This is a genomic window from Maricaulis sp., from assembly GCF_017643475.1.
Taxonomy (GTDB): domain Bacteria; phylum Pseudomonadota; class Alphaproteobacteria; order Caulobacterales; family Maricaulaceae; genus Maricaulis.
This window is the reverse complement of record NZ_JAEPNI010000003.1, coordinates 238,940-257,914: the sequence shown is the minus strand read 5'-3', so window position 1 is coordinate 257,914 and position 18,975 is coordinate 238,940. Positions and strand designations below refer to the sequence as shown.

General features: G+C 61.1%; 20 protein-coding genes. 11 read left to right on the top strand and 9 right to left on the bottom strand.

Annotated features, from left to right (window positions below):
- Positions 1-8: 8 nt before the first annotated feature.
- The 5 genes from JJ889_RS12730 to JJ889_RS12710 form a co-directional block, all read right to left on the bottom strand.
- On the bottom strand, positions 9-392 hold the full coding sequence (locus JJ889_RS12730) for a hypothetical protein (protein WP_291895684.1): 384 nt from the start codon (positions 390-392) through the stop codon (positions 9-11).
- 137 nt (positions 393-529) lie between these two features.
- Entirely contained in the window at positions 530-1,051 is a 522-nt protein-coding gene (locus JJ889_RS12725) for a hypothetical protein (protein ID WP_291895682.1), read from the bottom strand.
- 77 nt (positions 1,052-1,128) lie between these two features.
- The gene (gene acs, locus JJ889_RS12720) at positions 1,129-3,084 is read right to left on the bottom strand and encodes an acetate--CoA ligase (RefSeq protein WP_291895679.1); all 1,956 of its coding nucleotides are present in this window, start codon (positions 3,082-3,084) and stop codon (positions 1,129-1,131) included.
- A 129-nt stretch (positions 3,085-3,213) separates the two neighbouring features.
- Entirely contained in the window at positions 3,214-4,962 is a 1,749-nt protein-coding gene (gene sulP / locus JJ889_RS12715) for a SulP family inorganic anion transporter (RefSeq protein WP_291895677.1), read from the bottom strand.
- Positions 4,963-4,965: 3 nt separating this feature from the next.
- A complete protein-coding gene (locus JJ889_RS12710) occupies positions 4,966-5,835 on the bottom strand; it encodes an MBL fold metallo-hydrolase (RefSeq protein ID WP_291895675.1) in 870 nt (289 codons plus the stop codon).
- A 135-nt stretch (positions 5,836-5,970) separates the two neighbouring features.
- Here JJ889_RS12710 and JJ889_RS12705 point away from each other — a divergent pair, with 135 nt between their 5' ends.
- On the top strand, positions 5,971-6,498 hold the full coding sequence (locus tag JJ889_RS12705) for a rhodanese-like domain-containing protein (protein ID WP_291895673.1): 528 nt from the start codon (positions 5,971-5,973) through the stop codon (positions 6,496-6,498).
- Here JJ889_RS12705 and JJ889_RS12700 read toward each other — a convergent pair.
- The gene (locus JJ889_RS12700) at positions 6,495-6,785 is read right to left on the bottom strand and encodes a metalloregulator ArsR/SmtB family transcription factor (protein ID WP_291895670.1); all 291 of its coding nucleotides are present in this window, start codon (positions 6,783-6,785) and stop codon (positions 6,495-6,497) included. The two genes, JJ889_RS12705 and JJ889_RS12700, sit on opposite strands and share 4 nt — an antisense overlap.
- A gap of 174 nt (positions 6,786-6,959) precedes the next feature.
- On the opposite strand from JJ889_RS12700, the gene JJ889_RS12695 reads away from it, so the two are divergent.
- From JJ889_RS12695 to hisIE, 7 genes are read left to right on the top strand one after another with little or no spacing between them, the layout of a single operon-like run.
- Complete coding sequence (locus JJ889_RS12695; RefSeq protein WP_291895668.1) at positions 6,960-7,244, top strand: YerC/YecD family TrpR-related protein; 285 nt, start codon at positions 6,960-6,962, stop codon at positions 7,242-7,244.
- Complete coding sequence (hisG, locus tag JJ889_RS12690) at positions 7,238-8,122, top strand: ATP phosphoribosyltransferase (RefSeq protein ID WP_366940123.1); 885 nt, start codon at positions 7,238-7,240, stop codon at positions 8,120-8,122. The genes JJ889_RS12695 and hisG overlap by 7 nt, the downstream gene beginning before the upstream one ends.
- Positions 8,123-8,131: 9 nt before the next feature.
- The gene (hisD, locus tag JJ889_RS12685; RefSeq protein ID WP_291895663.1) at positions 8,132-10,024 is read left to right on the top strand and encodes a histidinol dehydrogenase; all 1,893 of its coding nucleotides are present in this window, start codon (positions 8,132-8,134) and stop codon (positions 10,022-10,024) included.
- On the top strand, positions 10,021-10,620 hold the full coding sequence (hisH, locus tag JJ889_RS12680; RefSeq protein WP_291895661.1) for an imidazole glycerol phosphate synthase subunit HisH: 600 nt from the start codon (positions 10,021-10,023) through the stop codon (positions 10,618-10,620). The genes hisD and hisH overlap by 4 nt, the downstream gene beginning before the upstream one ends.
- Positions 10,617-11,351, top strand: a complete 735-nt coding sequence (locus tag JJ889_RS12675; RefSeq protein ID WP_291895658.1) for a 1-(5-phosphoribosyl)-5-[(5-phosphoribosylamino)methylideneamino] imidazole-4-carboxamide isomerase — start codon at positions 10,617-10,619, stop codon at positions 11,349-11,351. The genes hisH and JJ889_RS12675 overlap by 4 nt, the downstream gene beginning before the upstream one ends.
- A complete protein-coding gene (hisF, locus tag JJ889_RS12670; RefSeq protein ID WP_291895655.1) occupies positions 11,333-12,100 on the top strand; it encodes an imidazole glycerol phosphate synthase subunit HisF in 768 nt (255 codons plus the stop codon). The genes JJ889_RS12675 and hisF overlap by 19 nt, the downstream gene beginning before the upstream one ends.
- Positions 12,097-12,720, top strand: coding sequence for a bifunctional phosphoribosyl-AMP cyclohydrolase/phosphoribosyl-ATP diphosphatase HisIE (hisIE, locus tag JJ889_RS12665; RefSeq protein WP_291895653.1), 624 nt, complete (start codon positions 12,097-12,099; stop codon positions 12,718-12,720). Before hisF ends, hisIE begins: the two co-directional genes overlap by 4 nt.
- Positions 12,721-12,726: 6 nt before the next feature.
- On the opposite strand, the gene JJ889_RS12660 is transcribed toward hisIE, so the two are convergent.
- The 3 genes from JJ889_RS12660 to JJ889_RS12650 form a co-directional block, all read right to left on the bottom strand.
- The gene (locus JJ889_RS12660) at positions 12,727-12,915 is read right to left on the bottom strand and encodes a hypothetical protein (protein WP_291895650.1); all 189 of its coding nucleotides are present in this window, start codon (positions 12,913-12,915) and stop codon (positions 12,727-12,729) included.
- Positions 12,916-13,226: 311 nt separating this feature from the next.
- Positions 13,227-13,970 (bottom strand): histidine utilization repressor, encoded by a 744-nt coding sequence (gene hutC / locus JJ889_RS12655; protein WP_291895649.1) that lies wholly within the window; start codon positions 13,968-13,970, stop codon positions 13,227-13,229.
- The gene (locus JJ889_RS12650; RefSeq protein WP_291895647.1) at positions 13,967-15,337 is read right to left on the bottom strand and encodes a formimidoylglutamate deiminase; all 1,371 of its coding nucleotides are present in this window, start codon (positions 15,335-15,337) and stop codon (positions 13,967-13,969) included. Before JJ889_RS12650 ends, hutC begins: the two co-directional genes overlap by 4 nt.
- Before the next feature lie 91 nt (positions 15,338-15,428).
- Here JJ889_RS12650 and hutI point away from each other — a divergent pair, with 91 nt between their 5' ends.
- Genes hutI through hutG form a run of 3 tightly spaced genes read left to right on the top strand, consistent with a single transcriptional unit; the run spans position 15,429 to position 18,975 of the window.
- A complete protein-coding gene (hutI, locus tag JJ889_RS12645) occupies positions 15,429-16,637 on the top strand; it encodes an imidazolonepropionase (protein WP_291895645.1) in 1,209 nt (402 codons plus the stop codon).
- Complete coding sequence (gene hutH / locus JJ889_RS12640) at positions 16,637-18,154, top strand: histidine ammonia-lyase (RefSeq protein WP_291895643.1); 1,518 nt, start codon at positions 16,637-16,639, stop codon at positions 18,152-18,154. Before hutI ends, hutH begins: the two co-directional genes overlap by 1 nt.
- The gene (hutG, locus tag JJ889_RS12635) at positions 18,154-18,975 is read left to right on the top strand and encodes an N-formylglutamate deformylase (RefSeq protein ID WP_291895642.1); all 822 of its coding nucleotides are present in this window, start codon (positions 18,154-18,156) and stop codon (positions 18,973-18,975) included. Before hutH ends, hutG begins: the two co-directional genes overlap by 1 nt.

The window sequence follows — 18,975 nt, the reverse complement described above, 5'->3', positions numbered from 1 at the left end:
ACCCGGAGTTATCCCGGGGAGGAGAGGGAGCAGCGTTCTGCGAGCCAGGATGCTGCTTCTTTTTCGCGTGTGAAAGTCTTGAGGCGCGAGCCGAGCAGGAAACCCTTGGTCTCGAACAGCATGGCCTGGTCGCGATGGTTTTCCGGATGAAAGACCAGCGCCGTCGGGGCGGTTGTGCCCAGACGTTCAAACCAGGTGTCGATGACGGCCATGAATTCGCCTGGCGACAGGGCGAAATCACACGCACACAGGTCAATCAGGAAACAATCGCCTTGACCCAGACGGTCAACGAGGGCGTCGATACGCGCGACCAGAAGCGTTCGGTTGAGTTCACCGGACAGGGATTCGCGAACGACGTTTTTGGGCTGGGGGGAGCCGGATGAATCGGACATACGCACTACTGCTAAATCACTAATACAAGCAAGTGTTTAGCAACTCCCATTCGATTCGAATGAGATTATTCAGCGCAATCGCACAAACCGGTTGGCAAGCGATCAGGCTTGCACCCTGAGGTGGACGAGGTGTGAGCTTATCCCGTGACAGCGGGGGTGTAGCCACGGAAACCACAGGCATCCGCGAGTTTCCATCCGCTGGCGGTCTGGCTGAAACGGCAGCTGATATAATCCGCACGTTCAACGCCGTACGGAAAGGCCGGGGCCAGTTCCAGCGGCGTACCTTCGGCCGGACGCAGGCTTTGGTACTCGTTTTGCGGATAGACCAGGATCTGGCGTTCGGCGTCGCTGGCCTGGCTGCGAGGGTCATCAATCACACACAGGGGTGGGCGGGAGAGCACGCCGACAACACTGCCACGTGTCACGCCCTGGGACCCCCAGATATGGCTGGTGAGTTGCGGGTCGCTTGCTGCGAATGCGTCAGCGACGGCGCCAGGTGCCAATTGCTGGGCCAGGAGACCGGAATTGTGGCTGATGACGGCCATGAAGGCCTGCATTTCATGCGGCGCCGGAGCGCGGCAAGCCGGAGAAGTGGCTGTGGTCGCACAGGCAGACACGGCAAGGGCACAGGAAGCGGCGGCAAGAACACGAATACGCAAGAGACAACTCCATCCCGTCTGGATGGCAAGATCTATAGCCGGTTCTCGCCGCCGTTTCGAGGGCTAACTGTGCCTGATCAGCGGTTGAGGCGGTTTTCAACCAGGTCGACGACGACGCCCGGGTCCGCCAGCGTTGATGTGTCACCGAGATTGGAGAACTCGTTCTCTGCAATCTTGCGCAGGATGCGCCGCATGATCTTGCCGGACCGGGTCTTGGGCAGGCCAGGGGCGAACTGGATCAGGTCTGGCGTTGCAACTGGACCAATCTCCTGTCGCACCCATTTTTTCAGCGCGGCGACGTCTTCATCAGCTGGGTCGCGGCCCTGGTTGAGTGTGACGAAACAATAAATGCCCTGGCCCTTGATCTCATGCGGATAGCCAACCACCGCTGCTTCGGCGACATCGTCATGAGCGACCAGCGCGCTTTCGATCTCAGCGGTGCCCAGGCGATGGCCGGAAACATTGAGCACGTCATCCACGCGCCCCGTGATCCACCAGTACCCGTCCGCATCGCGCCGGGCACCATCACCGGCGAAATAATAGCCAGGATAGGTCGAGAAATAGGTGTCGATGAAACGCTGGTGATCGCCATAGACAGTACGCATCTGGCCTGGCCAGGACCGGGTGAGGACCAGGCTGCCCTGGATTGCACCGTCATCCTCGATAAGCTTGCCATCACCGTCCATGAGAGCCGGCGTCACCCCAGGCATAGGCTTGGTCGCCGAACCCGGTTTCAGGTCCATGGCGCCCGCAAGAGGTGTAATCATGACGCCGCCCGTCTCTGTCTGCCACCAGGTGTCGACGATGGGGCAGCGGCTGTCACCCACGACGCGGTGATACCAGGTCCAGGCTTCCGGATTTATCGGTTCGCCGACCGAGCCCAGCAGGCGCAACGAGGCCCGCGAGTGTTTCTTCACTGGCTCATCACCCTCGCGCATCAGAGCGCGGATGGCCGTGGGAGCAGTGTAGAAAATATTGACCTGGTGTTTGTCGACGACCTGCCAGAAACGGTCCGGTCCCGGATAATTGGGAACGCCCTCGAACATCAGTGTGATGGCACCATTGGCCAGGGGGCCGTAGACGATATAGCTGTGCCCTGTCACCCAGCCGACATCAGCGGTGCACCAGTAGACCTCGCCCGGCTTGTAGTCGAAGACGAGCTCGTGCGTCATTGACGCCCAGACCATGTAACCGCCTGTGGTGTGCATGACGCCCTTGGGTTTTCCCGTAGAGCCTGAGGTGTAGAGAATGAAGAGCGGATCTTCCGCGTTCATCTCTTCCGGAGGACAGTCAGCAGCCTGTGCGGTGATCAGGCTTTCATAGGCGACATCACGTCCCTCAACCCAGCCGACATCGGCGCCCGTGCGCTTGACGACGACAACCTTCTGAACGCCGCCGGCGATCTCTACCGCCTTGTCGACATTGGCTTTCAGCGGGATCGGCTTGGCGCCGCGAATGCCTTCATCCGCCGTGATCACATACTCGCTTTCGCAATCGGTGATGCGGCCGGCCAGCGCGTCCGGCGAAAAGCCGCCAAAAACGACTGAATGCACAGCGCCGATGCGCGCGCATGCCAGCATCGCAAACGCCGCTTCCGGGATCATCGGCATGTAGAGCGTGACACGATCGCCCTTTTTTACCCCGATGGATTTGAGGCCGTTGGCGAAGCGGCAGACATGCTCATACAGCTCGCCATAGGTAATTGTGCAATCAACCTCGGGATCATCGCCTTCCCAGATGATCGCTGTTTCGTCCTTCTTCGCGGGGAGGTGCCGATCGATGCAATTGGCCGAGGCGTTCAGCGTGCCATCGGCAAACCAGCGAATATGCAGGTCGTCTTTGTCCCAGGACACATCGTCGATCTGGGTGAAAGGCTTTATCCAGTCGATCCGTTTGGCTGTTTCCCGCCAGAAGGCTTCCGGCTCTTCAAGTGAGCGGCGATAGGCCCTCGCATAGTCTTCGGCATTCATATGTGCCTGTTCGGCGAAACCGGCAGGAATCGGAAAAATCTCGTTCGGATCGTGATGCGTCATGATATTCGCTGTGCTCGCTGAAAGTACCGCGGAAGGGCAAGACAAGGCCGCTCCAATGGCGCGGCCCAGACGCGAATCTTAGACGTAATTCGGTCTGGCTGAAATGGGACCAATCCCGAAAATTCGTGATCACTCGCCAGAGACGCCTTCTGCGCGCAGCGTGGTCTTTTCGTCCAGCGTTCGCATGGCCGCGTATTGCGACAGGAAGACCTCACCCGTCAGCTGCTCGAAGAAGCCCGCTTCACCGAGCTTATCGCTGACCGGCCCCTTCACCTCGGACAGGTGCAGCGTGACCTTGGCATCGTCCAGGCGACCGTTGATCGTGCGCAGGCTGCCCAGGGCGCTGGCATCAACGAAGTTCACTGCGGGGAAGACAAGGACAACATCAGTGATGTCGGGATGGTCAACTGTGACCTCCGCAACCAGGTCCTCCAGAAAACGGGCATTGGCAAAATAAAGCGCGCTATCGATCCGCAGGGCATAGACGTGCGGTGACATGATTACATTGTGCCGGTGCGGATTGCGAAAATGATGCGTGCCTGGAACCTGGCCCAACCGGGTCCAGTGTGGCCGCATGGTTCGCTGCAGGACAAATCCGACCGAGACGACAACACCCAGTGTCAGTCCGATCTCTACCCCCAGGAAAAGAACGCCGAAAAGGGTCAGAAAGGCAGCCGACCCGTCTGATTGCGAATATTTCCACGCTTCCCAGGCGCCTTTGAAATCCGCCAGTTTCCAGATAGCAACCAGAATGGTCGCCGCCAATGTCGCCTTGGGCAGGTGGTGGAAGAGCGGGGTGAAAAACACAGCGACAATCATGATGATGACGGCCGTCATGACACCGGCCAGAGGCGTTTGGGCGCCGGCCTGTTCATTGACCACGGAGCGTGCAAACCCGCCGGTGACTGGATAACCGCCGGTCAGGGAGGCCGCGACATTGGCAGCGCCCAGACCGAAGAGCTCGCGGTCCGGATTGACGCTCTCGCGGCGCCGCGCAGCTAGTGACTGCCCCACCGAGACACTTTCAACAAACCCGATCAGCGATATCAGGGCTGCGGGCCCGATCAGTGCGCGCCAGGTCTGCAGGTCAACCAGCGGCAGAGCGAAAGGCGGCATTCCGGTCGGTAATTCCCCGACGATCGACAGGCCGGTGCGTTCGCTAAGCGCAAAGCTCGCAGCGGTCAGAGTGGAAGCGATCACCAGGATGGCGGGCGCGGCGCGCATGATTGCATCAGCCAGCGTCTCGCCCAGGCCCATGCGCATGAAGATGCGTTTGAACATGGTGCGTGCGAGAATGAGGAAGAGCAGGCTTCCAACCCCCATGCCGACAGCAACCATGTTGACCGTCGAGGCGTTTTCAAACATCGAGACCGCGAATTCCGGCAGGGTTGCGCCCTCGGCATCGACCCCCAGAATGTGGCGCAGCTGGCTGGCGATGATGAGGATGGTCGAGGCGGTGATGAAGGCGCCGATAACCGGTTTGGACAGGAAGTTCGCAACTCCGCCCAGCTTGAGGACGCCAAAAAGAATGAGAAAGGCCGCGGAGAGCAGGGCCAGAGCACCGGCGGCAGCCATCTGCTCGGCCGGGTCGGTCAGGCCGAGATTGCCGATAGCAGCGGCGGTCATGAGTGACACTACGGCGACCGGTCCGACTGCCAGCACACGGCTTGAGCCGAAGATGGCGTAGGCGATCAGCGGCGTCGTCGACGCATAGAGACCTGCCTGAGGCGGCAGGCCTGCCAGAAGCGCATAGGCCAGGCTTTGCGGGATCAGCAGGATCGCTGTGATGACACTGGCGAGTGCATCATCGGCAAAGGTCTTGCTGTCATACTCCTTGAACCAGCGAAGGCCCGGGAAAATCCTCTCCAGCGCTCCCATGGGCTACACCGCGTTCAGGGGAATCTTGAGGTAGCGCGTGCCGTTGTCCTCGGCTTCGGGCAGGTGGCCGGCGCACATATTGACCTGGACAGACGGCAGGATCAGCGTCGGCATGGACAGTTTGGCATCGCGCTCAGTGCGCATTTTGATGAAGGCCTGTTCGTCCGTGCCTTGCTTGACGTGGATGTTCTTCGCTTTTTCGTCACCGACCGTGGTTTCCCAGGCATAGAAGTCGCGGCCAGGCGCCTTGTAGTCATGGCACATGAACAGTCGGGTCTCGTCGGGCAGGGCAAAGATTTTCTGGATCGACTGCCACAGCGTGTGAGCATCGCCGCCTGGGAAGTCGCAACGGGCCGTTCCGAAATCGGGCATGAACAGCGTATCGCCAACAAACGCGGCATCACCAACGTGATAAACCATGCAGGCGGGCGTGTGACCCGGTGTCCAGATGGCCTCGGCCTCGATTGAGCCGATCTTGAAGGTCTCGCCATCCGTGAACAGCTTGCCGAACTGCGAACCATCGCGCTGGAAGCTGGTTTCTGCATTGAAAAGGTCGCCGAAAACGCCCTGGACATGCTTGACGTGTTCGCCAATCCCGATCGTTCCGCCCAGACGCTCGTGAAGATAGGGCGCCGCGGAGAGGTGATCCGCGTGGACATGAGTTTCCAGGATCCACTCGACGGTCAGGGAATTGTCTTCGACAAAACGGATGATCTCGTCGGCAGAGCGGGTCTGGGTGCGACCGGACGCCGGGTCGTAATTTAGAACGGAATCAATGATCGCAGCTGCCTGTGTCGCCGGATCCCACACTACATAGCTGATCGTATAGGTGTCCGGATCGAAGAAGGCTTTGATTTCCGGTTTTGCTGACATGGCCAAACTCCTGGCAGGCATTCTGAATCGTTGATTGCACTATATCGCACTTGCATAATTATGCAAATACGTACATATTGCTGCACGAACTTGCCCAATGGGTATCGAAGAATCGGCGATTTAGGGAGTGACCTGATGGAAAAGCCTGTGAATTGGAGTGTAGGAGCGGTTGCGAAGGCGCTTGCAGCCGGCGAAATCATTCTCGTGGACGTGCGCGAGCCACAAGAGTTTCACGCAGAACGGATACCGGGAGCCATGCTGTGCCCGCTGTCAGACTTCAATCCGCGAACCCTGCCGCATTCGGGTAAGAAGAAGACGGTCCTGCATTGCAAGTCTGGTGGCCGTTCCGGCCGGGCCCTGCGTATGTGCCAGGAGGCGGGCGTAGAGGTGGCCGGGCATCTTGAGGGCGGGATCCTCAAATGGATTGCGGAAGGCAAGGAAACCCGGTCCGATCTGGAAGAGAAAAAGGGCATGAGCGTGCCGCAATCCGTGATGGCGTTGGGATCGCTGATGGTTCTCGTTTCAATGGGGCTGTCGCTGGCCTTTGGGCCCATCTGGCTTTTGCTCGGCGGTGCGGTCAGCTTCATGCTGTTGCAAGCGGCCTTTACCGGATTCTGCCCGGCCGCGCGTTTTTTCCTGGCGCTGGGATTTCGACCTGCCTAGTTCCTAGCGGGCTCGCAATAGGCGGTATAGAGGGCATCCATCACCGAGCGGATGCCCTCGCTGGCCAGTGCATAATAGATCGTCTGCCCATCGCGCCGGGTTGTGACCAGGCCCTTGTTCCTCAGGATTGCGAGCTGCTGCGACATGGCCTGGGCCCGCATGCCGAGATTGTCCGCCAGCTCTCCGACGGAGCACTCTTTCTCCATCATCGCGCACAGCGCCAGCAAGCGGGACGGGTGAGCCAGGGTCTTCATCAGATCGGCGACGTCGTCGGCGATCGGTTTCATCTCGGCATATTCCATAGCAACCTGCAAAAATCTGTAGCTTCAGAAAGCTGTATATAATCTATGTCCCCGAGTAAATGAAGTCGGTTAGGCCTTGTGTTAGTCAGCTGTGACGCGCTATTGTGTTAGCGCGCTAACACGCTATATCGACGTCCACTGATCAATGACGAGGCGGACATGACCGATCTCAAACCTCTTAGCCAGGCGCTGTTGAGCGTGAAGTCGCAAGCGGAGATGGAACGTTTCCTGACCGACCTGCTTACGCCGGGCGAAATGAAAACCCTTACCGAGCGCTGGCGTGTAGCCGGCCTGCTGGATGAGGGCGGGAATTCCTATCGCGAGATCAGTGAAATCACCGGTGCGAGCACAACAACAGTGACCCGTGTTTCGCGCTTTTTGAGCCAGGAAAATCATCAGGGATACCGGCTTGTGCTGGATCGCTTGAAAGGATCGAAATCGTGACCCGTTTGCGTATTGCCGTACAGTCCAAGGGCCGCCTCGCCGAAGGTGGAATGGATCTGCTGAAGAATTGCGGGCTTCGTTTTGCCTATGGTCGCGACAAGTTGCATCAGAGCGCGGAGAACATGCCGGTTGATCTGATGCTCGTGCGGGATGATGACATCCCGAATTTCGTGGCATCAGGAGCGTGTGATTACGGCATTGTCGGCGAGAACGTGTTTCGCGAGGAGCAGCTGGGAAGCCGTCGCGGCAAGGAGCTTGAGATCGCGCTGCGCCTGGGCTTTTCCAAATGCACACTGAAACTGGCCGCGCCCAAGGACGGCGGGATTACCACAGTCGCCGATCTGGATGGCAAGGCGATCGCGACATCTTATCCGGCGATCACGGCGGAATATCTCGAGCGCAATGGTGTGAAGGCGGAGATCGTGGAAATGCACGGTTCTGTCGAAGTCGCGCCGCGTCTCAATATCGCTGATGCGATCTGTGACCTCGTGTCTTCCGGTGCGACCCTGGAAGCCAATGGCCTTGCAGCCTTTGAGACCGTGCTTGTCAGTGAAGCGGTGCTCGTGCGCCGCAAGGAAGCCCGGTCTGATGAGGCCGACAGGATTGCCAGCATCCTGATGCGGCGCGCCCAGGGCGTGATCGCTTCCGCCCAGACCAAATACATCATGCTCAATGCGCCGACGGACCGTCTCGATGCGATCAAGGCCCTGTTGCCGGGGTCTGACGCGCCGACCGTCGCCCAGATCGCAGGCCGGGACGATGTCGTCGCACTGCACGCGGTTTGTCGCGAGCGCGTTTTCTGGGAGACGCTTGAAGCCCTGGAAGCGGAAGGCGCGCGCGCCATCCTCGTGCTTCCGATCGAAAAAATGCTGGCCTAGGGGCGCGAGATGAAAACTCTCAACTGGGCAGACCTTGATCAGGATCAGCGCGTTGCCGCTCTCGCCCGACCGGAAGAAACCGGTGCGGCAGCCGGAGCCGCGCGCGATATTGTTGATGCCATCCGCGCGCAGGGCGAGCCCGCGCTGCGCGCCTATGCAGCGCGACTGGACGGGCATGCGCCTGAACAGTTCCGCGTGCCTGAGGCGGCTTTTGACGCAGCGCTGGAGGCCATGGATCCGGCGGACCAGGAAGCGATCAGGGCAGCCGCTGATGCCGTGCGTCGTTTCCATGTGAAACAGGGCTATTCCGCCTATGAAGTCGAGACCTGGTCGGGCGTGAAAGCCTCGCGTCGCGCGACGCCGGTCGACGTTGCGGCGCTCTATGTGCCCGCCGGCAGTGCACCCCTGGTGTCCAGCCTGATCATGCTCGCCATTCCGGCCCAGCTGGCCGGCGTGCCACGCATCGCCGTCGTCGCGCCGCCAAACGGCAGTGACGGCGTCAATGCTGCTCTGCTCGCGGCTGCGAAACTGATCGGCATAGACGAGGTCTATGCCGTCGGAGGCGCCCAGGCCATTGCTGCCCTGGCGTTCGGCGTTGCCGATATCCCGCGGGCGGACAAGATCTTTGGGCCAGGCAATGCCTATGTGGCTGCGGCCAAGGCCTATGTCACTGCTTTGCCCGGCGGTCCCGCTGTGGACCTGCCAGCCGGGCCCAGCGAGGTGATGGTGGCTGCGGACACCTCGGCGGATGCAGGTTTTGTGGCCAGTGATCTGCTCAGCCAGGCTGAACACGATGCCAATGCCCAGGTCGTGCTGCTGGCAGATGCCGAGGCGACGGCCCGGGCCGTGATGGCGGAAGTGGAAACACAACTCGACACACTGCCCCGTGCTGACATTGCACGAGCTGCGCTGGAGAACTCACTCTGCCTGGTCTGCCCCGATGAGGGTGATATGGCCGAGGCCGCCAATCTCTATGCGGCCGAACACCTGATTATCCAGACAGCCAATCCTGAGACACTGGCCGACAAGGTTCGCCACGCCGGATCAATCTTTGTGGGGCGCTGGGCACCGGAAGCAGCAGGTGACTATGCTGCGGGCCCCAACCACACACTGCCAACCGGTGGATCCGCGCGCGCCTATGGCGGCGTAACCGTGGAAGCATTCCAGAAGACCACGACGATCCTGCGCGCCAGCAAGGCAGGCGCTCGTAATCTGGCACCGACCGTGGAACGCCTGGCCGCACTCGAAGGCCTCGACGCCCACCGCATCGCGATGGCCAAGCGCCGCGAAACGGCCTCGGAAGAGACCGCGACCGGGCAGAGGGGGCCGCGTGCCGCTGCGCGTCGCCGCAAGACTGCGGAGACGGATATTGCCCTGTCGATCAATCTCGATCGCGACGGCCCAAATCGCATCGACACCGGTGTCGGTTATTTCGATCACATGCTGGACCAGATCGCACGTCATGCCGGTATTTCGCTGTCCATTGATGTGGAAGGCGATCTGGAGATCGACGCGCATCACACAATCGAAGATGTCTGCCTGACCTTTGGTGAGGCGTTGGCGGAAGCCCTGGGCGACAAGCGCGGCATAGCCCGTTTCGGGTTTGAGCTGCCGATGGATGAAACGCGGGCAGGGGTCTGGATTGACCTTTCTGGGCGCCCCTATGCCAAATTCGAGGGTGAGATCCTGGGCGATCGTGTCGGCGAATTCCCGGTCGAGATGACCGCGCACGCGTTTCGCTCCATCGCCGAAAGTCTCAAGGCGGCCGTGCATGTGAAGGTCGAGGGCGATAATGCCCACCACATGATCGAAGGCTGTTTCAAGGCCTTTGGTCGTGCCTTGCGCCAGGCTGTGCGTGTCGAGGGAGACCGCCTGCCTTCGACCAAGGAGCACCTGGCATGACGGTGGGGCTGATTGATACCGGTTGCGCCAATCTGGCCTCGGTGCGGTTCGCGCTCGAACGGGCCGGGATCGACTATCGTGTCGCGGTGACGCCGGGACAGGCCGGTGCCTGTGGTCGTTTGATCCTGCCTGGCGTAGGCGCCGCAGCGCCTGCGATGAACCAGCTGGAAGCCTCTGGCTGGGCGGCTGCCTTGCGACGCGACGAACGTCCCTTGCTGGGCATCTGTCTGGGGATGCAATTATTGTTTGAATACTCCAGCGAGAGCGATGTTGCCTGTCTGGGGCTTATCCCCGGTCATGTCGAGCGCCTGCCATCGAGCGAAGGCCTGGTCTGGCCGCATATGGGCTGGAATTCGCTGGACATTGTCGAGCCGGAAAACGTCCTGCTCTCAGGTGTCGAGAATGGCGCCTACATGTATTTTGTGCACGGGTTTTATGTGCCGACTTCCACCTTCACCCTGGCGCGAGCCGAGTATGGCGCGGATATCACCGCCATCGTCAAATCGCGCCATGTCTATGGCTGCCAGTTTCACCCGGAACGGTCGGGCGAGGCGGGCGCGCGCATTCTCACGAATTTTGCGGAGCTGGTCCGATGATCCTCTATCCTGCCATTGATCTACTGGAAGACCGTGTGGTGCGCCTGATGCACGGCAAGTTCGACGCGGTCACTGAATACGCAACTGATCCTGTCGAGGTCGCCAAACAGCTCAAGGCCGAGGGCGCGGAATGGATCCATGTCGTGGACCTGGCCGGGGCTCGAGACGGCGCCCGTCGCCAGACGTCTTTGATCCGCGATATCGCGGCGACCGGCCTCAAGGTGCAGTCCGGTGGCGGGGTGCGGGGCAGCGAGGATATCGAGGCCTTTTTTGAAGCGGGCGTCTCGCGGGTGGTGATCGGATCGCTCGCCATTTCGGCGCCGGAACAGGTTTTGCCCTGGCTGGACCGTTTCGGATCGGACCGCCTGACGCTGGCCTTTGACGTGCAATATGTCGGGGGTGCCTATCGCCCGGCCATCAAGGGCTGGACGGATGTCCTCACCGTGACCCTTGATGATGTGATCAAGGCCTATGATGGCGCAGATCTGCAGCACGCCCTGGTGACCGATATCGGGCGGGATGGTGATCTTTCCGGACCCAATATCGAGCTCTATCAATACCTCGCGCGCACATATCCAAACGTGAGTTGGCAGGCCTCCGGTGGCGTGTCCTCGCTGTCCGATCTGGAAGCGGCGCGGGATGCGGGTGCAGCCGGAGCGATTACCGGCCGGGCGATCTATGAGGGCCGGTTCAGCGTCGAGGAGGCCCTGTCGTGCTTGCGCGCCGTATAATTCCCTGTCTCGACGTCAAGGACGGCCAGGTCGTCAAGGGCGTGAAATTCCGCAATCACGAGATCGTCGGGGATATCGTCGAGCTGGCCCGGCGTTATGCGCAAGAGGGGGCCGACGAGCTGGTCTTTTATGACATTGCGGCTTCGACGCGTGGCGAGACGGTCGAGCCGGCCTGGGTCAGTGCGGTTGCACGTGTGATCGACATTCCGTTTTGCGTCGCTGGCGGTATCAAGTCTGTCGATGATGCGCGGGCACGCCTGTTTGCAGGCGCGGACAAGATCTCGATCAACACGCCTGCGCTCCAGAACCCGTCCCTGGTCGACAAGTTGGCCGCGGAGTTCGGCTCGCAATGCGTGGTGGTGGGTATCGACAGTCGTGAGATTGACGGCGCCTGGCGTGTGCATCAGTTCACCGGCGACCCTGACAAGACGCAGGAGGCCAATCGCAAAACGCTCGACTGGATCACCGAAGTGGCCGACCGGGGCGCCGGCGAAATCGTGCTCAACTGCATGGACCAGGATGGTGTGCGCGATGGTTATGATATCGACCAGCTGGCCGAGGCGCGGGCGCTGTGTTCCACACCGCTGATTGCATCGGGTGGGGCTGGCCGAAAAGAACACTTCAAAACTGTATTCAATCAGGCCAATGTGGATGGCGCGCTGGCTGCCAGCGTCTTTCACAAGGGGCTGATTAATATAGGAAATCTGAAGTCCTATTTGATTGATGAAGGATTGGGCATTCGGCCATGATCAACGCTGAAAATCTCAACTGGGAAAAGGTCGATGGCCTGATCCCGGCGATCATCCAGGACGTGGCCACGCGCCAGGTTCTCATGCTGGGTTACATGAACGCAGAGGCGGTCGAACTGACCCTGGAAACCAGCAAGGTGCATTTTTACAGCCGTACCAAACAACGTATCTGGAAAAAGGGCGAGACCTCCGGAAACACGTTCAAACTGGTCCAGATGGCCCCGGATTGTGATGGTGACGCGCTGCTGGTCGAGGTCAAACCCAAGGGACCGGCTTGTCACACGGGTACGGTGACCTGTTTCGGTGATGACCCGGCACCGGGTCTGGGCTTCCTGGCGCATTTGCGTGCGATCATCAAGAAACGCCGCAAGGAAAAACCCAAGGACAGCTATGTCGGGGCTTTGCTGGCCAAGGCGCCCAAGAAACCGGCTCAGAAAGTGGGTGAGGAAGGCGTCGAGGTCGCCATGGCTGCCGTATCCGAAGGCAAGTCGGAACTGGCAGGAGAGGCGGCGGATCTGATTTTCCACCTGATGGTGCTGCTGGAATCCCGTGATCTCAGCCTGGATGATGTCGTTGCGGTGCTGCGCAAGCGCCACGCCATCCGGGCCCAGAACAAATAGGCCAGCCTAGCTGCAGTAAAGGATCTCGGTTTCACCTTCCGGGGCAGCCGTCTCAGCCAGCTCCGGCAAGGTGTCTACACATGCGACCTGGTAGTCGGTACGGGTCTCGGTAGCGGTCAGTGCATGACCGTCCTGATTGCCCGGAACCAGAAACAGAGCGCCTGCAACGGCGGAATAGATAATCAGTGTGCGCATAATGGGGGCGCTCCTAGATGAGTCGACGTTAGCTGGGGAGGCCGCTAACCGGGACTCATCTTTAATTCGCGGTAATGTAAGTGCGAGCGCGGCCTTGAGATTGCCCTAACAGGGACTGAAGGCATGCGGGAGAATTTGACGGGGTGGGGCGTTTCACCTCCCGGTCTTCTCTATCGTCATCACCCGGCTTGTCCCGGGCTCGGTCATCCCCACGGAAGACGAGAAGGTAGGCACTAATCCTCCTTTCCCTTGATGGGAAAGGTGGCCGCGAAGCGGGCGGATAGGGTGCGGCCCGAAGGGCCGGGCGAAACTCAGCCCGGTGTAAAACGTTCGGTCAGGGCGTGCCGGCTGCCCGGGTGGGTCAGGCGGGCGAAGGTGACCACCTGCTGATCCAGGAAGGTGCGGCGTTCCAGCACGAGGCAAGCATCTCCGGCATCGATATCGAGACGATCGGCGGTTGCGGCGCTGGCATTGCGGGCCGAAATAGTGTGCTCGGCCTGGGTCCACGGGGCTTGTTGCAACAGCCAGGCGCCTGGCGGGGTCTGGCTGAAATCTGCGTCCCGGGCGTCGGGCAGCACGGCGAGATTGATCCAGCGTTCTTCCAGCTCCAGCGGGATAGCGTCTGCGCGGTGCAGACAGATCAGCCGTCGCAGCATCCCGCCGTCAGGCAGATCGAAACGCTGCCGCAATTCCTCACTCGCTTCGACGACGGCACTGTCGATCATCTCGAAGGCATAGTCCTGGCCCCGCGCCGGGATGAGTTTGGACATGTCCACGATTTCCAGCATCGCAGCGGGCGCCGGCGGTGGTGCCACGAAAGTGCCGGCGCGGCGCTTGCGGATGAGAAGACCGGTATCGGTCAATTCCCGCAGGGCGCGGTGGACCGTCATGCGGGCGGAATTGAAATGTTCGGCAAGCTCTTCCTCGCCGGGAATGCGATCGCCGGTCTGCCAGCCGCCAGAGCGGATCCGTTCAGTCAGCGCACGCTTGATCTGTTCATAGACCGGTCCTGCGCCATCCAGGCCGATTTCACTCTGCCAGTCCTGCCGGTTCACGCATTAATCCTCTGCATCAGCTGGGTCAGGCGGTCGCAATAACGCCCGGAAATCATGTCCCTAGCCAGGCAAGACCCGGCTTCAACAACACGCTCCCCACCGACATAGACTGTCTCGACCTGACGTCCATCCCCGCTGAACAGCCAGCTGTCCAGCAGCGTGTCAGATGACCGCCCGGCAAGCACCGGTGCCTTGCTGTCCAGCACGACAAAATCTGCACGCGCGCCGATTTCGATCCGGCCGGTGGGCTGGCCCAGCGCCTGGGCGCCGCCGGTGGCGCAGGACTGGTAGAGCGCGCGGCCGACATGCTGGTCCGGTTCGGCCAGCACATTGCGCTGACGCAAGGTCAGGCGTTGACCGTATTCCAAAAGGCGCAACTCTTCCGCCAAATCGATGCGGATATGACTGTCCGAGCCAATGCCCCATTGTCCCGCCTGGGCGCGATAATCCGGTGCAGGGAAAACACCGTCGCCCAGATTGGCCTCGGTCAGCGGGCACAGGCCTGCAATCGCGCCGGAGCGGGCAAGGTCGCGGGTTTCAGCGGCGTCGATATGCGTGGCGTGGACAAGACACCAGCGCGGATCGAGTTCCACGCTCTCGGCCAGCAACTGGACAGGACGTTTGCCGTGAGCGGCCTCGCACTCAGCGACTTCCCTGAGCTGTTCGGCAATGTGGATGTGGACCGGATCATCCGGACGCAAGCCCGCCAGCCAGCGCAAATCCTCAAGATTGGCGGCGCGCAGGCTGTGTGGCGCGACGCCCAGGCGTCCATGGCGAAGCTTGCTGGTGTGGGCAAGGCTGGCATCGCTCAGACGGGCGTAACGATCCGGATCATTGAAGAAGCGACGCTGGCCCTCATGGGCGGGCTGATCGCCAAACCCGGACCAGCGATAAAATACCGGCAACAGGGTCAGCGCGATGCCCGTCGTTTCGGCCGCCGCACAGATCCGGCCGGCCATTTCCGCTAGATCGGCGAAGGGTGATCCATCGCGGTCATGGTGCAGATAGTGAAACTCGCCCACGCTGGTGAAGCCGCTCTCCAGCATCTCGCAATAAACCAGCGCCGCGATCGCCTCCACATCATCCGGGGTGAGGTGGTCGTTAAAGGCGTACATTACCTCGCGCCAGGTCCAGAAACTGTCATCGGACGTGCCGCGCCGTTCCGCAAGTCCGGCCATGCCGCGCTGGAAGGCATGGCTGTGCAGATTGGCCATGCCGGGCAGGGCGTTGGTGTGCCGGATATCGCCTGCGTGGGCGGAGGTGTCGATCTCGCAACGTTCGATACGGCCGCTTTTGTCCATGGTCACACGCACATTGCGCGCCCAGCCGCCAGGAAGCAGGGCTTCGTTGAAGAAGAATCCGGTCATGTTTCAGTTCTGCCTCTGGACAAGAATCTCGAGCCTTGATTAATTGTATAGACAAATAAAGATTTGCGAACCCCCAACACGCTGAAACCGTATGCGCATCGATACACTCATTACAGACGCCCGCATCGCTAGCATGGTTCCCGGTGATACGCCCTATGGCGTTATCGAGGACGGTGCCATCGCTATCTCCGGCAATACGATCTCCTGGGTGGGCGAGCGACGTGATGCGCCCACGGCGTTTGAAAACGCACACTCGCTGGAAGGGCGCTGGGTCACACCGGCGCTGATTGATTGCCACACCCACCTGGTGTTTGCGGGTGATCGATCGGATGAATACGAGCGCCGCCTCGCCGGTGAGAGTTATGCCGAGATCGCCAAATCCGGAGGCGGCATCGCGAAAACAGTGGAAGCCACCCGCCAGGCGAATTCCGCCCAGCTCGCTGCCGCGGCCCTGCGCCGTCTGGAAGCGCTGGCCGAGGAGGGCGTCGGCACGGTCGAGATCAAGTCGGGCTATGGCCTGACCATCGACAGCGAGCTGACCATGCTGAAGGCTGCGCGTGGGGCGGGGATCGCTTCGGGCATGCGGGTTTCGCCGACGCTTCTGGCCGCGCATTCAATCCCCCGGGAATACCAGGGTCGGTCTGGCGCCTATATCGACGAGGTCTGTATTCCGCTGGTGCGCCAGGCCGCCCAGGAGGGGCTGGCCGATGCGGTGGATGCTTATTGCGAGGGCATTGCCTTTTCGCCGGAGGAAACCCGTCGGCTGTTCATCGCAGCCAAGGCCGCAGGCCTGCCGGTCAAACTTCATGCGGACCAGCTGTCCGACACAGGCGGCGCACGCCTTGTGGCAGAGTTCGGCGGCCTCTCGGCTGATCACGTTGAATACACGAGCGAGGAGGGGCTGCAGGCGATGGCGAACGCCGGAACCGTTGCCGTTATCCTGCCCGGCGCTTTCTACTCGATCCGTGAGACACAGAAACCGCCGGTGGCGCGCATGCGCGAGCTGGGCATTCCCATGGCGGTGTCCACCGACAGCAATCCGGGCTCTTCGCCCATGGTCTCGCTGCTGACGGCGGCCAACATGGCCTGCACGCTGTTCGGCTTCACGGTCGAGGAGGCTGTGGCCGGCATGACGCGGGAAGCGGCCCGGGCCCTGGGGCTGCAGGACAAGCTGGGCACCATTGAAACCGGCAAGATCGCGGATCTGGCTGTATGGGACATCGAACGCCCGGCAGAGCTGGTACAATGGATCGGACGGCGACCGCTGCATGGTCGCATCCTTGAAGGAGAGTGGGTGTAATGGCGGTTCTTATCCAACCGGGCCAGATGGCGCTGGCAGACTGGCGCGAGATCTATCGCGGTGGCGGTGTCGCGCTGTCGGATTTTGCCAAACAGGGTGTCGATGCGTCGGCGAAGACGGTGGAAGACCTTATCGCCTCCGGTCGCGCGGTCTATGGTCTCAATACCGGTTTCGGCAAACTCGCCCAGACGCGTATCGCCGATGATGAGCTGGCCGTCCTGCAGGAACGCCTCGTCCTCTCCCACGCCGCCGGAGTAGGCGAACCGCTGGGCCGCGATGTCACACGCCTGTTGATGAGTCTGAAGATTTCCAGCCTGTCGCGTGGTGCTTCGGGCATTCGCTGGTCGACGGTCAAGGCGCTGGAAGCCATGCTGAAGGCGGATGTCCTGCCGGTTGTTCCGGCGCGCGGTTCGGTTGGTGCATCCGGCGACCTTGCGCCGCTGGCCCATATGTCCGCCGCGCTGATTGGTTCCGGTGAGGCTTTCTGCAAGGGCGAACGATTGCCTGCTGCCGAGGCATTGGCCAAGGCCGGTCTCGAACCGGTTCAGCTGGGACCAAAAGAGGGCCTGGCCTTGCTCAACGGCACGCAGTGTTCAACGGCACTGGCGCTGGCAGGTCTGTTTGAAGCCGAGAACGCCTACCGGAACACGCTGCTGTCCGGTGCTCTCTCGGTCGACGCGGCCAAGGGCTCGATCGCACCGTTCGATGAGCGTATCCATGCGCTGCGCGGTCATCAGGGCCAGATCGATGCGGCTGCGGCCTTGCGCGGCCTGCTCGAGGGGTCGCAGATCCTCGACAGCCATACCGGCTGTGAGAAAATCCAGGATCCGTACTGCCTGCGCTGCCAGCCCCAGGTCATGGGGGCGGTGCTGGGTATTCTTCGCCAGGCCGGTGAAACCCTTCAGACCGAAGCTAATGCCGTCACGGACAATCCGCTCGTCTTCTCAAAAGAGGGCGACGCGATTTCCGGCGGCAATTTCCACGCCGAACCGGTGGCGTTCGCCGCCGACCAGATCGCCATGGCGGTGTGTGAAATCGGCTCTATCTCCGAACGTCGCGTGGCGCTGCTGACAGACCCGGCGGTCTCCGGCCTGCCGGCTTTCCTGACGCCCAATCCGGGCATCAATTCCGGTTTCATGATCGCGCATGTCACGGCGGCAGCCCTGGTCAGCGAAAACAAGCAGAAAGCCTATCCGGCCTCCGTCGACTCGATCCCGACCAGTGCCAACCAGGAAGACCATGTCTCCATGGCGACGCACGGTGCCTATCGCCTGCTGCAGATGACGCAGAACCTGCGTGATGTGGTGGCGGTGGAGCTGTTGTGCGGCGCGCAGGGCGCGGATTTCCACGCACCGCTGAAATCATCGGCCAAGCTGGAGACCGCCAAATCCCGCCTGCGCCGGGATGTGCCTGCCTATAGCGATGACCGCTATTTCGCTGATGACATCAATGCAGCCTCGGCGCTGATCGCCTCGGGCGAGCTGGTGGCGGACCTGGATCTGCCGGGCGTGGCGTAATGGATGTCTATTCGCTGACGCGCGGCGAGAGCCCTCTGGTTGTTTCCATGCCGCACTCCGGCACGGAGCTCGCGTACGAGATGATCCACGATGACTGGGAGAAGGTTATCACGGATGAGGCATATGGCATCCCGGACACGGACTGGCATATCCCCCAGCTTTACGACTTCATAGAGCCCATGGGGGCGTCGGTGATCCGCGCAAGTTATTCGCGTTATGTGGTTGATCTCAATCGCGACCCGTCGGGCCAGTCACTCTATCCCGGCCAGGCGACCACCGGGCTTGTGCCGACGACACTCTTTGATGGTTCGCCGATCTATTGCGATGGCATGGAGCCCGATGGGCCCGAGATAGAGACACGCCGACAAGAATATTTCGAACCCTATCACAATGCGTTAGCTGAACTCCTGGCCGATGCCCGGTCCCGTCATGGTTATGCAGTTCTGTGGGATGCCCATTCCATTGCCAGCGTCGTACCGCGCCTGTTCGAGGGGCGTTTGCCCGATCTCAATCTGGGTACGAATAGCGGCCAGTCCTGCGCGCCGGAGATCCAGGCCGCCGCCGAAGCCGCCATGGCGGCAACCGGCGACTACGAGACGATTTCCAATGGCCGGTTCAAGGGCGGCTGGATCACCCGCCATTATGGCCAGCCAAAACACAATGTGCATGCCCTGCAAATGGAGATCGCCCAGATTGCCTACATGGCCGAGGGCGCGCCCTACACATTCGACGCGGGCAAGGCCGAGCGCCTGCGCCCCGTCCTGAAATCCATCATCCAGGCCGCGCTTGACGCGGCGGCCCGCCTTCACGCCGGAGACTAG

Coding starts and splice junctions, on each gene's coding strand:
- sulP (WP_291895677.1), bottom strand. CDS start 4,962: ATGGGAGCGCTGGAGAGGATTTTCCCGGGCCTTCGCTGGTTCAAGGAG.
- hisIE (WP_291895653.1), top strand. CDS start 12,097: ATGATCAACGCTGAAAATCTCAACTGGGAAAAGGTCGATGGCCTGATC.
- JJ889_RS12705 (WP_291895673.1), top strand. CDS start 5,971: ATGGAAAAGCCTGTGAATTGGAGTGTAGGAGCGGTTGCGAAGGCGCTT.
- hisH (WP_291895661.1), top strand. CDS start 10,021: ATGACGGTGGGGCTGATTGATACCGGTTGCGCCAATCTGGCCTCGGTG.
- JJ889_RS12660 (WP_291895650.1), bottom strand. CDS start 12,915: ATGCGCACACTGATTATCTATTCCGCCGTTGCAGGCGCTCTGTTTCTG.
- hutG (WP_291895642.1), top strand. CDS start 18,154: ATGGATGTCTATTCGCTGACGCGCGGCGAGAGCCCTCTGGTTGTTTCC.
- hisD (WP_291895663.1), top strand. CDS start 8,132: ATGAAAACTCTCAACTGGGCAGACCTTGATCAGGATCAGCGCGTTGCC.
- hutI (WP_291895645.1), top strand. CDS start 15,429: ATGCGCATCGATACACTCATTACAGACGCCCGCATCGCTAGCATGGTT.
- JJ889_RS12730 (WP_291895684.1), bottom strand. CDS start 392: ATGTCCGATTCATCCGGCTCCCCCCAGCCCAAAAACGTCGTTCGCGAA.
- JJ889_RS12695 (WP_291895668.1), top strand. CDS start 6,960: ATGACCGATCTCAAACCTCTTAGCCAGGCGCTGTTGAGCGTGAAGTCG.
- hutH (WP_291895643.1), top strand. CDS start 16,637: ATGGCGGTTCTTATCCAACCGGGCCAGATGGCGCTGGCAGACTGGCGC.
- JJ889_RS12710 (WP_291895675.1), bottom strand. CDS start 5,835: ATGTCAGCAAAACCGGAAATCAAAGCCTTCTTCGATCCGGACACCTAT.
- acs (WP_291895679.1), bottom strand. CDS start 3,084: ATGACGCATCACGATCCGAACGAGATTTTTCCGATTCCTGCCGGTTTC.
- JJ889_RS12650 (WP_291895647.1), bottom strand. CDS start 15,337: ATGACCGGATTCTTCTTCAACGAAGCCCTGCTTCCTGGCGGCTGGGCG.
- JJ889_RS12700 (WP_291895670.1), bottom strand. CDS start 6,785: ATGAAACCGATCGCCGACGACGTCGCCGATCTGATGAAGACCCTGGCT.
- JJ889_RS12675 (WP_291895658.1), top strand. CDS start 10,617: ATGATCCTCTATCCTGCCATTGATCTACTGGAAGACCGTGTGGTGCGC.